The sequence below is a fragment of the Mycobacteroides franklinii genome, assembly GCF_002013895.1.
GTDB lineage: Bacteria > Actinomycetota > Actinomycetes > Mycobacteriales > Mycobacteriaceae > Mycobacterium > Mycobacterium franklinii.
Genome location: NZ_MAFQ01000006.1, coordinates 401,908 through 416,021 on the forward strand (window position 1 = coordinate 401,908; position 14,114 = coordinate 416,021).

A 14,114-nucleotide genomic window follows, 5' to 3' on the forward strand; every position below is an offset into this window, starting at 1 on the left:
CGCGCGTAGCGTGGATCGCATGTCACTGGTTGTTTCTGGATATCCCGAACCTCGGTATCACGGCGGCACCGGCGAGATCAGCGCGACATTCAAACCGGCCACCGATCCGCCCGATTACGCACCCGACGGCGGCAACGTCCAGTACAGCTACCTGGCCACCCAGCAGTCCACGGCGGGCGATTACGGGCTGTACCGAATCGATGCCGGGCCGGTGAAGGGCTTTGGTGCCGCGACGCATTTCCACAAGGCGATGTCCGAGGCGTTCTTCGTACTCTCGGGCACCTGGCGGCTCTACAACGGTGAAAACTGGGTCGATGCGACCGCGGGCGACTTCTTGTTCGTACCGCCCGGTGGCCTGCACGCGTTCCAAAACGACTCGGGTCAAGCAGCTTCCATGCTCATGCTGTTCGCTCCGGGCGCACCCCGGCAGAGATACTTCGAAGGTTTCGGTGAGCTCGCCGATATGACCGATGAACAGCGCACCCAGTGGTTCATCGACCACGACAACTTCTTCGTCTAGACCGGGAACCGCACTCCGGTCAGCTCCTCGGAAACGGACCAAAGTCGTTGTTGCAGAGCCTCATCGTGTGACTGCTTGGTCGACCTGACCACCTTGGGATACCCGCGGAACTCCCCGAAACCTGAGGGCCCGTAGTACTGACCGCCCGAGGCTGCCGGGTCCGTGGCGGCACGCAGACTGGGCAATGCTCCCATCGCCGGGCTCTGTGCAAGTTTCAGGGCCGCCGCACTGAAGGCCTCGGGACCGAACGTGATGTGGCGCATCAGCTCAGTACCCGAGGCGCCCGGGTGGGCAGCCAGCGCCGTCGTCTCCGCCCCCGCTGCCGCAAGCCGTCGCTGCAGTTCATAGGTGAACAGCAAATTCGCGAGCTTGGACTGCGCGTATGCACCCACTCGACTGTACGTACGCTCCCATTGCAGATCATCGAAATGTATTGCGGCCCTGAATTTATGGCCATTGCTACTGACGGTGACGACGCGCGAGTCACGCACGGCGGTGAGGTTCTCCAACAGCAAGCCCGTGAGCGCGAAATGTCCCAGGTGGTTGGTGCCGAACTGCAGCTCAAACCCGTCGGCCGTGGTGCCCTTCGGCGGATACATCACACCTGCGTTGTTGATGAGAAGATCGATCTGCGGATAGTCGCCACTGAGCTGTCCCGCGGCGGCTCTGATATCCGACAGGGAAGACAAGTCCAGTCGCTGCAGTGCGAGGTTGCTCTCGGGCGCGGTCGTCTTGATCTCAGCAATGGCAGCGGAGCCCTTGTCGAGGTCGCGGACCGCAAGAACCACCCGTGCGCCCGCGGCCGCCAGCGCGCGGGCCGTCTCCAGGCCCAGGCCGGTATTGGCACCGGTGATGACGGCGATGCGCCCGGTCTGGTCAGGGATATCGGCAGTCGTCCAATGTGCGGTCACGTTCGCATCCTGCCCCAGATCCAGCGCGCTGCCCACCCGTGATTCACAGTTCTCCCGGTGTTCGGTGCCAGGAATCCCACAGCCGGGGTCAATACGCTCAGCGCGGAATAGCTGAGCCAGGCCACCCACTCCACATAAGGCGGGTACGTGCACAAACCTACTTCTGTTGCCACACTTGTTGTTTCGCTCTTCTGCGCGGGCACTGGGGTGGCTGCGGCAGATCCGTTGCCGATCGCGGATGTGACCCAATCCGCGGTAACCGACGACGGCTGGCATCTGAGTGACTCGCTCAGCCGGATGACGATCAATTCGGTGCCGAACATGGCCGCGACGGCGTTCACGCGCGAGGGCTTCGTCACCGGCAAGGCCGCAGCCAGCATCGATGGCAACGGCGCGGTTCCGGTCAATTCGGGCACCCTCGTCATGGGCTTGCAGCTGGGCTGCCAAATCGACCTCAGCGAGGGCGGAAGCGTGGACGTCGGCGCAGATGCGGGCATCAACCCGGGCTTCTCCGGTAGCAGCAATATTCTGGGAATGATCGGCCCGTACGCGGAGGTGAACGGCAGCATCTCGGTCAACCTGCTTCCCGGGACGATCAAGAACATCGTCTTGGGCAAGAAGGCTCTCAAGGGCCGGACCGGCGAAATCGTGGTTCACGACGCGCACGTCAAAGTGGACGCCTGCGGAGGGCCGGTCTCCATTCGTTTCTTCACGACGGCGATGATCGACACGGACAAGTCCGACGACAGTGTGAACGTGTACGGGGACATCCTCTCGCTATGAGCGCCCTGCAGAGACGCCACATACTCGCGCGGTGCCTCACCGCTGCCGCGTTGCTGGCGTACGTCGTCATGTCACAGACGCCCATCGCACAGGCCGACAACTGCAGCCCCGGTGATTTCGGTGCGGCTGCGGGGTGCGCTCCTCCGGCTGCGGCGGGCGGTGACAAGGCCGAAAGTTGGCCTCCGACTGGCATCGACTGGCCACCCGACGCGGATACCGACGCCGACTCTGACAAGTCCAGTCAGCAAGGCGCTGCCCCCGCACCGATCGTGATACCCAACGGCGCCACGGAGGCGACTCCCTCACGATCGACTGGACAGACGACAACCGCGCCGACCCCCATCGTCCCGGTGGGTTCCGCTTCGGCGAAGTCGGCCCCGGCGGCGATCGTCACCCCTGGCTCTTAGTCAGGTACGGCCCCGAGTTGTCGGTCTTCGCGCGAGCCACTCATCCGTGGAACACCGCTTCGATGTTGTTCCCGTCGGGGTCACGCACGAATGCGCCGTAATACCCGGGGTGATACTCGGGCCATAACCGTGGCGCGTGCAGCACCTCGGCACCCTCGCCGGTCGCGGTCGCGAAGAACTCGTCGACCTGCTCGGTACTGATGGCCGAAAATGCCACGTGGACTTCACGGTTGGGCCCCATGGCCCGTCCGTCACCACCAATCCAGAACTGCGCGCGCCCATCGGCGCCGTATCCGATGGCGACACCGAAATCCATCTGCCGCGTGAGCCCGAGAACCCCCAGCACCTTGTCGTAGAACGCGGCTGCCCCCGGCAGATCCGCACAGTTGATACCGAAGTGATCGATCATGACGCGATTCTGGCCTACAGGTCCGACAACAGTGCCGGTAAATTCGCAACCGAGTCGACGACATACGCCGGCTGCATGGAGTACTGATCGGCGGCCCACCTGTCCAGGGTGTCCTGCCGAAACTTTCCGGTACGCACCAGCACTCCGGTCATTCCCACGACCTGGGCGGCCAGCACATCGACGTGCAGGTCATCGCCCACCATCACCACCTGATCGGGCTCGCAGCCCATCCGCTCGGCCGCGAGTTGAAATCCGGCCGGGGCCGGCTTTCCGACGGCCACGGCCTTGCGCCCCGAAACCTGTTCCATTCCCGCCAGGTACACGCCGGTGTCGACCCGCAATCCCTCGCGGGTGCTCCACACCGTGTTGCGATGCATCGCGACCACCGGAATCCCTTGGGCCATCAACTCGTACACCCGGCTCAGTGTGGCGTGATCGAACTGCGGACCGGCCCCGCCCAGAATGATCACATCGGGGTCATCGGAGAGGGATTCGACGAAGTCGACCCCCGGCATATCGGCGGTGATGTCACCGTCGTTCAGCAGATAACATCGAGCACCGGGATGCTGGGCGATCACGTGATCGGCGGTCAGCATGGCCGCGGTGATCACCTCATCGGCAGGCACCGAGAGCCCGGCGGCGGTGAGCAGCTCCGCGATCTGCACCCGGGTCCGTGACGTGGTGTTGGTCAGGAAGCACCGTCGCACATCGTCGTTCTCGAGCGCTTTGAGGGCCTGCGCGGCGCCGTCGATCGGCTCCCACGAGGTCACCAGGACCCCGTCGATATCGAAGAGCACTCCGCCGACCGTCATGGCGCTATTTTCCTGCCACGGCGCGGATACCGCACGTCGAGGGCACACGGGGCGACATGGCCGAGCGAAACCCCTGCGTGCGGTATGCGCGCGGGGCGCGGGCAATAATGAGCCGATGCGTTCCGTCGCAGAACACCAGCAAGTCGTCGCCGGATTGATCCCGGCACCCGCGCCCGCACGGATACCGGTCGGCGCGGCCGAACGGCTGGTTCTGGCCGCCGATGTCGTCGCACCCCTGAATCTGCCGGTGTTCGACAACTCGGCGATGGACGGTTACGCGGTTCGATACGAGGACCTGGCTGGGGCCGGCCCGGCCAATCCGATAACCCTGCCGGTCACCGAGGACATCCCGGCTGGGCGCACCGACGAGTTGACGCTCAGGCCGGGCACCGCACATCGGATCATGACGGGGGCACCGATCCCCGCGGGGGCCACCGCGGTGGTGCCTGTCGAGGCCACCGACGGCGGTACCGAAACAGTGACCGTCACCGAGGAACCCGGTGCCGGACAACATGTCCGATGTGCCGGTGAGGATGTGCGCGCCGGCGACACCGTGTTGACCGCCGGCACCCGCCTCACCGCACCGGCGTTGGGTCTTGCCGCGGCGCTCGGCCTTGAAGCGTTGACCGTGCATCCCCGCCTGCGGGTGGTGATCGCATCGACCGGTAGCGAGCTGGTACCTCCCGGTACGCCCCTCAAACCGGGACAGATCTACGAGTCAAACGCGGTCATGCTCGCGGCCGCCGTCCAGGAGGCCGGAGCCGATGCCGTGGTGGCGCCGACCGTCGCCGATGACGTTGACCAATTCCTTTCTGTACTTGAAGAATTCGGCGCGCAGGCCGATCTGGTGATCACGACCGGCGGAGTGAGTGCCGGGGCCTACGAGGTGGTCAAGGACGCGCTCACCGACGCCGGCGTCCAGTTCGTCTCGGTGGCCATGCAGCCCGGTAAGCCCCAGGGGGCCGGACACGTCAACGGTGTTCCGGTGCTCACGCTGCCCGGCAATCCGGTGAGCGCACTGGTGTCGTTCGAGGTGTTCATTCGCGAACCGCTGCGCGCCGCCATGGGGCTGGATCCGGCACGGACACGTCATGAAGCAGTCCTCACCGATCCGATCTCGGCACCCGCAGGCAAGCGGCAGTTCCGGCGCGGTTGCTGGGACGCGGACAAGGGCACCGTGACCGCCGTCGGACCTCCCGCTTCGCACCACCTACGCTGGCTGGCGGTATCGAACTGCCTGCTGGACATCCCCAAGAACGTCACCGACCTCGCCGCGGGAACGACCGTCAGCGTGTGGGATCTCGGCTGATCACCGCCCACTGAGCGCCGCGGGAGTGCGAAGAGAGAACCCGGCGGTCAACGCCATCCCAGCAACTGCGTCCCCAGTGCACCGGCCACATCACTAGGATGGTCCGGTGGCAAGACGCCCCCGCCCCGTAGGTTCAGAGCCGGATTCCGGCATTCCGCATATCGTCGAGCTCTTCCGCTCGACGATCCCGCCGATCCATCCGGCAGGTCTTCCGTTTATCGCCGGCGGATTGGGATTGGCGGGCCTGGGCTTCAAGAACCGTTGGGTTCGCGGTACCGGGCTGGCGCTCGCGGGCGCGTGTGCCGGGTTCTTCCGGCATCCGCCGCGCGTTCCACCCAACCGCTCCGACGTGGTGGTGGCCGCCGCCGACGGCCAGGTCTGCCTCGTCGACCGTGCGGTGCCGCCGCCGGAATTGGGCTTGCCTGCCGAACCGCTTCCGCGTATCAGCATCTTCCTGTCCGTTTTCGACGTTCACGTGCAGCGGGTGCCGGTCGCGGGTGAGGCAACCGCTGTCATCCATCGCGGCGGGCAGTTCCTGTCTGCCGATCGCGCCGAGGCAAGCGTCGCCAACGAACGCAATAGCGTGCAGATCCGCACCCGCACCGGGCACGATGTGATCGTGGTGCAAATCGCTGGGCTCATCGCGCGCCGCATCATCTGCCACGCCAAGGTGGGTGACCAGCTGTCCATCGGCGACACGTACGGCCTGATCCGATTCGGTTCGCGAGTGGACACCTACCTGCCCGAGGGTTCGAAAATCCTTGTCCAGCAGGGGCAGCGGGCCGTCGGTGCGGAGACCGTACTGGCCGAGCTGCCGTCCTCGGCGGATAACGCGTAAGCAACGCAGCCATGACCAGTAGCGCCGCCCCACGACGTCCGGTTCACATCCGGATCCTGCCGAGTGTCATGACGGTACTGGCGATCTGTGGTGGCCTGTCGTCGATCAAGTTCGCGTTCGACGGAAAGCCCTACATCTCGCTGACGTTGATCGCCGCAGCGGCGATCCTCGACGGTCTGGACGGCAGGATCGCCAGGCTGTTGGACGCGACGTCCCGCATGGGCGCGGAAATCGACTCGCTCGCCGACGCGGTGAACTTCGGTGTTGCTCCGGCGGTGGTGCTGTACATCTCCCTGCTGTCGGATACCCCTACGGCGTGGGTCTTTTCGCTTCTCTACGCGGTCTGCATCGTGCTTCGGCTGGCCCGCTTCAACACGCTGCTCGACGACGACTCCGCACCCGCGTTCACCAAGGAATACTTCGTCGGGGTCCCCTCCCCCGCAGGAGCCTTGATGGTGCTGGCCCCGCTGGCCGCTTACCTGCAGTTCGGCGACGGGTGGTGGTCGTCCGTATGGGCGATATGCGGATGGATGGTGTTCGTATCCGTTCTCATCGTCAGCCAGATACCCACCGCGGCCATGAAGTCCGTGTCGGTGCCGCCCCGCATGGTGGTGTTGCTACTCGCGTTGGTCACGGTGGCCGCCGCCCTGCTGCTGCAGTACCCGTATGTGCTGCTGCTCGTTCTGATCGTCGTGTACCTGGCACATATCCCGTTCGCCTGGCGCAGTCAGCGCTGGGTAGCCGCCCGGCCCGAATCCTGGGATGCCAAGCCCAAGGAGCGCCGGGACCTCCGGCGCGATCAGCGCCGGGATCAGCGGCGCGCCTTCCGGAAGGCTGGGCTCCCCAAGCGGCGCACCGCCGAACGCCTGGGGCTGCGCCGTCCCGGCCGGCCCCGCTAGGGCCACATGAGCTCTCTCACTCTGACCGCACGCCTCAATACTTCGGCGGTCGACTCGCGGCGTGGCGTGGTCCGGCTGCATCCGGAAGCGATTGCCGCCTTGGGTATCCGGGAGTGGGATGCGATTTCTCTGACCGGGTCGCGAACGACGGCCGCAGTGGTCGGAGTCGCCCCGCGCACGGTTCCGGCCGGGACCGCCCTGCTCGACGATGTCGCGCTGTCGAATGCGGGGCTGCGCGAGGATTCGTCGGTCATCGTCGCGGCGGTGACGGTGTACGGCGCGCGGTCCGTCACGGTAAGCGGTTCTTCTCTTACTACCCAGTCAGTTTCGTCCGCGACTCTTCGGCTGGCCCTGTTGGGCAAGGTGATGACCGTGGGAGACACCGTTTCACTGCTGCCGCGCGATCTCGGGCCCGGTACGTCCACCTCGGAGGCGACGACGGCGCTGGCCCGGTCCGTGGGCATCACCTGGACTTCCGAGCTGCTCACGGTGACCGCGGTCGATCCGGGCGGTCCCGTCAGTGTGCAACCCAATTCGCTTGTCAGCTGGCAGGGTTCGGCTCCGCTGAGCCCCAGCACGCCATTGGCGGTCGCGCAACCCACGGTCACGACCCCGGCAGCGACACCGTCTCCGGCACCGCCACCTACGCTATCCGTGGAAGACCTCAAGGGTTCCCAGGCGCAGGCCACCCGCCTCACCGAATGGCTCAAACTCGCCCTCGATGAACCGGATCTGCTGAAAACACTGGGCGCCCAACCCCATCTAGGCGTGCTGATATCGGGCCCGGCCGGTGTCGGCAAGACGGCACTGGCACGCGCCGTCTGTGCATCGCGCACGCTCGTCGGGTTGGACGGGCCGGAAGTGGGAGCCACCACCGCAGACGGACGCCTCAACACGATCCGCGAAGCGGTGAGCCGGGTCAGGCAGTCCGGCGGAGTCCTGCTGATATCGGATATCGATGCGCTGCTGCCCGCGGCCGCCGAACCCGTGGCGACACTTATCCTCGCCGAATTGCGCTCCGCGGTATCCACTTCCGGAGTGGCGTTCATCGCTACCACCGCACATCCTGATGCGATCGACGCGCGGTTGCGCGCCCCCGAGCTCTGCGATCGCGAGCTCGGCCTGAGCCTGCCGGATGCCGCCACCCGTAAATCGCTGCTTGAGGTTCTGCTGGCGAAGGTGCCCTCGCACGACCTGCAGCTCGATGAGATTGCCGCACGGACACCCGGTTTCGTCGTGGCCGATCTGGCCGCACTGGTCCGTGAGGCCGCACTGCGCGCGGCCGCACGCGCCAGCGAGAAAGCCAGCCCCCCGGCACTCGACCAGGAAGATCTGGTGGGCGCGCTGTCGGTGATCCGTCCGCTCTCCCGGTCTACCACCGAGGAGGTGGCCATCGGGTCCATCACTCTCGACGATGTCGGCGACATGGTTACCACCAAACAGGCTCTGACAGAAGCTGTTTTGTGGCCACTGCAGCACCCCGACACCTTCCAGCGGTTGGGCGTCGACCCTCCCCGCGGTGTTCTGCTCTACGGACCGCCCGGCTGCGGAAAGACTTTCGTGGTGCGGGCACTGGCCAGCTCCGGACGACTGTCGGTGCATGCCGTCAAGGGCGCCGAGCTGATGGACAAATGGGTCGGAGCCTCCGAGCAGGCGGTCCGCGACCTGTTTCGGCGAGCGCGCGATTCGGCACCCTCGCTGGTATTCCTCGATGAGGTGGATGCGCTGGCACCGCGGCGCGGACAGAGCTTCGACTCTGGAGTCACCGACCGTGTGGTGGCGGCCCTACTCACCGAGTTGGATGGGGTGGAGCCGCTACGCGACGTCGTGGTGCTCGGCGCCACCAACCGGCCGGAGCTCATCGATCCTGCCCTGCTGCGCCCCGGCCGGATGGAGCGTTTGGTGTTCGTCGAACCCCCGGACGCCCACGCACGCAAAGACATCCTCAAGACGGCGGCACGCTCGGTTCCGCTGGACGCCGATGTGGATCTGGATGCCCTCGCCGACGAGCTCGACGGCTTCTCGGCCGCCGATTGCGCGGCATTGTTGCGCGAGGCCGCGATGGCGGCGATGCGGCGATCCATCGACGCGGCCGATGTCACCGTCGCCGATATCGACACGGCGCGGGCCGCTGTGCGGCCGTCGTTGGATCCCGTGCAGGTGGCATCACTGCGCGCGTTTGCTGACAATCGCTGAAAAGGGTTGCGTCGCGCCGATCGTGGGGCGCCCCGTAAACTAGGCATCACGACACCCCGCCCAACAACAGATAGACGGGAGTGCCTTTGCTTGCGATTCTGCTTGCCCATGCGCTGGCGGCCGCGGTGGCGCCGCTACTCGTGGCGCGCATCGGCCGACTGGCGTTCTACCCCCTCGCACTGGTTCCCTTAGGTTCGCTGATCTGGGTATTGGCACGATGGCCAGGCGACGGTCCGGGCATTCGAGTCGACATCCCGTGGGTGCCCGAGCTGGCCATGGACATCGCTCTGCGTTTCGATTCGCTGGCCGCGATCATGAGTGTGCTGGTGCTCGGCATCGGTGCACTGGTGCTGACCTATTGCGCAAGCTACTTCCGGCACCGCGACGGACACACCGAACCACGCCTACCGAGCTTCGCTGCGGAGCTGGTCGCGTTCTCCGGCGCCATGTTCGGCCTGGTGGTCAGCGACAACCTGCTCCTGCTCTACATCTTCTGGGAACTGACGACGGTGCTGTCCTTCCTGCTGGTCGGGCACTATGCCGAACGCCTGGCAAGTCGGCGTGCGGCGGTCCAAGCGCTGTTGGTCACCACCGCGGGTGGTTTGGCCATGCTCGTCGGGGTCATCGTGCTCGGTCATGTGGGTGGCAGCTTCCTGCTGTCCGACCTCGTCGCGAATCCGCCGTCGGGGATGGCCGCCAACGTGGGCCTGGTACTGGTGTTGATCGGCGCGCTGAGCAAGTCCGCCATTGTGCCCCTGCACTTTTGGCTTCCGGGCGCGATGGCCGCGCCCACCCCGGTCAGCGCCTACCTGCATGCTGCGGCCATGGTCAAGGCTGGTATCTATCTGCTGGCCCGCATGTCGCCGGGGTTCGCCGAAGCAGCGCCGTGGCGACCCGTCGTACTGGTCCTGGGCATCGCGACGATGATCCTCGCGGGTTGGCGGGCGCTACGCGAGTACGACCTCAAGCTGATCCTGGCCTTCGGTACGGTCAGCCAGCTGGGATTCCTGGTGGTGCTCACCGGGACCGGCGATCCCGACATCCTGCTGGCCGGTCTGGTCATGCTGTGCGCGCACGCCCTGTTCAAGGCCGCGCTGTTCATGGTCGTGGGAATCGTCGACCACACCGTCGGAACCCGTGATATTCGCAAACTGGCCTGGCTGGGAAATCGCCAACCAGCGCTGGCCGTGATCGCCGGAATTGCCGCGGCCAGTATGGCGGGCGTGCCACTGACCCTTGGATTTGTCGGCAAGGAGTTGGCCTTCGCCACGGTGCTGCACAGTCAGGTACTCGGCTCGGCCGCACCCTGGGTGCTGGCCGGCATCGTCATCGGTTCGATGTTCACCATCACCTACAGCATGCGGTTCATGTGGGGGGCGTTCGCGCGCAAGGGTTTACCCGAGTCCAGCGCCCGCGTGCGGGACATGCACGCCCCCGCACCCACGTTCCTGGTGGCACCCGCGCTGCTCGCGGTGACAAGCATCGCGGCCGGGGTATTGCCGGATTGGCTCAACTGGGCGCTGGGTAGTTACGCCGATCCCGTTGACGCACATATCGCGGTCTGGGAAGGGTTCGGAGTTCCGCTTCTGCTCACCGCGATTGCCTTCGCCGTCGGCATCCTCGCGTTCTTCTCGCGGGGACGCCTGCGCCGGGCACGGCTTGCCGTCAACCCGCTGGGCAATGCCGATCGCGGCTACGACGCAGTGCTGCGTGGCGCCGACGCGCTGTCCCAACGACTGACCGCACTGACCCAACGCGGCTCAATCCCGTTCACCCAGGCCACCATTCTGGTGACCCTGGTGACTCTGCCGACAATCGTCCTCGCGCTCGGCGCCCGCGACCAAGCACATCTGAAACTCTGGGATTCCCCGTTGCAGGGGGTGATCGGCCTCTTGATACTCGCGGCCGCCCTCGGTGCGACCATCATGCGCAACCGTCTCGCCGCGGTGCTGCTGGTCGGCATCACCGGCTACGGAACGGGAACCATCTTCGCCCTGCACGGCGCACCAGACCTGGCGCTGACGCAGTTCCTGGTCGAAACCCTGACGCTGGTGATCTTCGTGTTGGTGCTGCGCGCACTGCCTGCCGAGTCAGATGTTAAGCAGGCCAATAGGTTCCGGCTACCTCGCGCGGCACTGGCGATCGCTGTCGGCTGCACGGTCACCACACTCGGGGTGTACGCGATGGCCGCGCGACGTGATCGCCCGATCGCCGACCTGCTCCCCCAGGCGGCCTATCAGCGCGGACACGGAGCCAACACCGTGAACGTCCTCCTGGTGGACATCCGAGCATGGGACACCCTTGGCGAGATCTCGGTGCTGCTGGTCGCCGCGACAGGTGTGGCCTCGCTGATGTTCCGGCACCGGCGTTTTGGCAGAGCTCCCCGGGTCGGCGATGAGCCGCTCGCGCGAAGACTGTCAACCGATGCGGCCGGTCAACCGGACGTTGTGGTGGCATCTGGAATCTGGCTGCGCGGCAGCGAGCTACGCGACCCCAAGCATCGTTCGCTGGTCCTCGAAGTCGCCACGCGACTGATCTTCCCGCTTGTCATGGTGCTGTCGTTCTACTTCTTCTTCGCCGGTCACAACGTTCCCGGTGGGGGTTTCGCGGGCGGGCTGACCGCCGGCTTGGCGCTGGTGCTGCGCTATCTCGCCGGTGGGCGCTACGAACTGGGTGAGACGCTGCCGTTCGACGCCGGCAAGATCCTGGGCCTCGGGCTGGCATTCTCCGGCGGCACGGCACTGGCCTCGATGCTGCTCGGCGCACCGGTGTTGTCCTCGGCCACTATCCAATTCGACATGCTCGGGTTCGGGCACATCAAAATCGTGACCGCGATCTTCTTTGATCTGGGCGTGTACCTGGTCGTGGTCGGCCTGGTACTGGACGTGCTGCGCAGCCTGGGTGCGCGCCTGGACGTCGAGCTCGAGGAATCTCCACGTGCCCGAGAAGGGGTGCGCGCATCATGACCAATCTCGGACTGCTCATCATCATCGGCGCACTGACCGCGTGCGGCGTGTACCTGATGCTCGAACGCAACCTGACACGCATGGTGTTGGGTCTGCTTCTCGTCGGTAATGCGGTGAATCTGCTGATTCTTACGCTCGGCGGCCCGTCCGGCAATCCACCGATCATCGGGCGGCAATCCGCCGGCCGGACCACCGTGGCAGATCCGTTGGCCCAGGGCATGATCCTCACCGCAATCGTCATCACCATGGGCGTCGCGGCATTCACGCTCGCTCTGATCTATCGCATGTTCACGCTGGAAGCCGACGATGTCGTGGACGACGACGCCGAAGATGCGCGCGTCGCCCAGGAACCTCCGGAGCCGGTCACCGACGGCAGAGACGAACACCGGGAAGGGGCCGAATCGCTCGACGAGGACTCCCCCGCCGAGCTCGACGCGCTACCCGCGGGTGAGAAGTCATGAACGCCATGTCCGTTCTGACACCGCTCCCGGTGCTGGTTCCGACGACCGCCGCAGCGCTGACCCTCATCGCGGGACGGCGCCCCCGGTTGCAGCTGCTGATCACCGTGACGGCATTGACCACGGTGCTCGGCGTCTGCACCGCGCTGCTGTACCTGGCGGATCGCGACGGCACCTTCGCCCTTGCCGTCGGCGGCTGGGGCCCGACCGACGAGAAGCTGGGGCCTCTCGGAATAACCCTTGTGGTAGATCGCCTTTCGGCATTGATGCTGGTGGTGTCGGCCATCGTGCTGTTGGCGGTGGTGTTGTACGCGGCGGCTCAGGGTATCCGCGACGGTGATGAGCGGCAGCCGGTGTCGATCTTCATGCCCACCTATCTGGCGCTGTCAGCCGGCGTCTGCAATGCCTTCCTCGCGGGTGACCTGTTCAACCTCTACGTGGGATTCGAGGTGCTACTGGCCGCCAGCTTCGTCCTGCTGACCATCGGGGCCAGTGCCGACCGGGTACGTGCCGGCATCTCCTATGTGATGGTCTCGATGATGTCCTCGGTGGTCTTCCTCCTGGGCATCGCCTTCGTCTATGCGGCAACCGGAACCCTCAACATGGCCGAAATCGCGGTCCGCGCAGACGGTATCCCGTCGGGAACCAGGATGGCGATCTTCGCGGTGCTGCTGGTTGGCTTCGCCATCAAGGCGGCCGTCTTCCCGTTGTCGACCTGGCTGCCCGACTCCTACCCCACCGCGCCGGCACCCGTCACCGCCGTTTTCGCGGGCTTGCTCACCAAAGTGGGTGTCTACGCCATCATTCGCGCGCATTCGCTGCTGTTCCCCGGCGGCGGCCTGAACACGGTGCTACTGGTCGCCGCCCTGCTCACCATGATCGTCGGCATCCTGGGTGCCATCGCCCAGAGCGATATCAAGCGGCTGCTGTCCTTCACCCTGGTCAGCCATATCGGATACATGATCTTCGGTATCGCACTGTCCAACGAACTGGGTATGTCCGGCGCCATTTACTACGTGGCACATCACATCATCGTGCAGACAACGTTGTTCCTGGTGGTGGGTCTCATCGAACGTCAGGCCGGGGCATCGTCGCTGAATCGGCTGGGTGGCCTCGCCGCCGCAAGCCCGCTACTGGCCTTCGCATTCGTGGTCCCCGCGCTGAATCTGGCGGGCATCCCGCCGTTCTCGGGATTCATCGGCAAGGTTGCACTATTGGAGGCCGGATCACTACAGGGTTCTGCGTTGGCCTGGACCCTCGTGGCAGGCGGCACGATCACCAGTCTGCTGACCCTGTACGCGGTGGCCCGCGTCTGGACCAAGGCGTTCTGGCGGCCACGTGCCGATGCCCCGGAAGGCGACCTGGCCGCGGCCACGCCGACGGCGCTTCTCGATGACGCCGAGGATGTCGCGTTCGTGGACCGCGTCGACGTGGGTCGGATGCCCGCCGGCATGCTGGCGCCCACACTGGGCTTGATCGCAGTCGGGGTGGCGCTGACGGTCTTCGCGGGCCCCATCATCGGAATCAGCGATCGTGCCGCCGCGGAGGTCCGTGATCGCACGGTGTACATCAGTGCCGTCCTCGGGGGTGGCCCGCGATGAAGCGC

Annotated in this window: 13 protein-coding genes; 10 read left to right on the forward strand and 3 right to left on the reverse strand. The window is 65.8% G+C overall.

The window, feature by feature from the left end; all coding sequences use genetic code 11:
• Positions 1-19 precede the first annotated feature (19 nt).
• A complete protein-coding gene (locus tag B4393_RS11785; RefSeq protein WP_078334287.1) occupies positions 20-520 on the forward strand; it encodes a cupin domain-containing protein in 501 nt (166 codons plus the stop codon).
• On the opposite strand, the gene B4393_RS11790 is transcribed toward B4393_RS11785, so the two are convergent.
• Positions 517-1,431 (reverse strand): SDR family NAD(P)-dependent oxidoreductase, encoded by a 915-nt coding sequence (locus B4393_RS11790; RefSeq protein WP_078334461.1) that lies wholly within the window; start codon positions 1,429-1,431, stop codon positions 517-519. The two genes, B4393_RS11785 and B4393_RS11790, sit on opposite strands and share 4 nt — an antisense overlap.
• Before the next feature lie 147 nt (positions 1,432-1,578).
• Between B4393_RS11790 and B4393_RS11795 the strand changes: the two genes are divergently transcribed.
• Complete coding sequence (locus B4393_RS11795; RefSeq protein ID WP_070937183.1) at positions 1,579-2,214, forward strand: MspA family porin; 636 nt, start codon at positions 1,579-1,581, stop codon at positions 2,212-2,214.
• Positions 2,211-2,621 carry a hypothetical protein gene (locus B4393_RS11800; protein WP_078334289.1) on the forward strand — a complete coding sequence of 137 codons (411 nt, stop codon included), beginning with the start codon at positions 2,211-2,213 and terminating at the stop codon, positions 2,619-2,621. Before B4393_RS11795 ends, B4393_RS11800 begins: the two co-directional genes overlap by 4 nt.
• Before the next feature lie 40 nt (positions 2,622-2,661).
• On the opposite strand, the gene B4393_RS11805 is transcribed toward B4393_RS11800, so the two are convergent.
• Complete coding sequence (locus B4393_RS11805) at positions 2,662-3,030, reverse strand: VOC family protein (RefSeq protein ID WP_078334290.1); 369 nt, start codon at positions 3,028-3,030, stop codon at positions 2,662-2,664.
• A gap of 14 nt (positions 3,031-3,044) precedes the next feature.
• Positions 3,045-3,842 carry an HAD-IIA family hydrolase gene (locus tag B4393_RS11810; RefSeq protein WP_078334291.1) on the reverse strand — a complete coding sequence of 266 codons (798 nt, stop codon included), beginning with the start codon at positions 3,840-3,842 and terminating at the stop codon, positions 3,045-3,047.
• 115 nt (positions 3,843-3,957) lie between these two features.
• Here B4393_RS11810 and moeA point away from each other — a divergent pair, with 115 nt between their 5' ends.
• The 7 genes from moeA (at position 3,958) to B4393_RS11845 (ending at position 14,109) form a co-directional block, all read left to right on the forward strand.
• Positions 3,958-5,151, forward strand: a complete 1,194-nt coding sequence (moeA, locus tag B4393_RS11815) for a molybdopterin molybdotransferase MoeA (protein ID WP_078334292.1) — start codon at positions 3,958-3,960, stop codon at positions 5,149-5,151.
• A 106-nt stretch (positions 5,152-5,257) separates the two neighbouring features.
• Positions 5,258-5,989 carry a phosphatidylserine decarboxylase gene (locus B4393_RS11820; protein ID WP_070937186.1) on the forward strand — a complete coding sequence of 244 codons (732 nt, stop codon included), beginning with the start codon at positions 5,258-5,260 and terminating at the stop codon, positions 5,987-5,989.
• A gap of 11 nt (positions 5,990-6,000) precedes the next feature.
• The gene (gene pssA / locus B4393_RS11825; RefSeq protein WP_078334293.1) at positions 6,001-6,888 is read left to right on the forward strand and encodes a CDP-diacylglycerol--serine O-phosphatidyltransferase; all 888 of its coding nucleotides are present in this window, start codon (positions 6,001-6,003) and stop codon (positions 6,886-6,888) included.
• 6 nt (positions 6,889-6,894) lie between these two features.
• A complete protein-coding gene (locus B4393_RS11830; RefSeq protein ID WP_078334294.1) occupies positions 6,895-9,084 on the forward strand; it encodes an AAA family ATPase in 2,190 nt (729 codons plus the stop codon).
• An 86-nt stretch (positions 9,085-9,170) separates the two neighbouring features.
• Positions 9,171-12,050, forward strand: a complete 2,880-nt coding sequence (locus B4393_RS11835) for a Na+/H+ antiporter subunit A (protein ID WP_078334462.1) — start codon at positions 9,171-9,173, stop codon at positions 12,048-12,050.
• On the forward strand, positions 12,047-12,511 hold the full coding sequence (locus tag B4393_RS11840; RefSeq protein WP_078281938.1) for a Na(+)/H(+) antiporter subunit C: 465 nt from the start codon (positions 12,047-12,049) through the stop codon (positions 12,509-12,511). Before B4393_RS11835 ends, B4393_RS11840 begins: the two co-directional genes overlap by 4 nt.
• Before the next feature lie 5 nt (positions 12,512-12,516).
• On the forward strand, positions 12,517-14,109 hold the full coding sequence (locus B4393_RS11845) for a Na+/H+ antiporter subunit D (protein ID WP_078334463.1): 1,593 nt from the start codon (positions 12,517-12,519) through the stop codon (positions 14,107-14,109).
• Positions 14,110-14,114 lie beyond the last annotated feature (5 nt).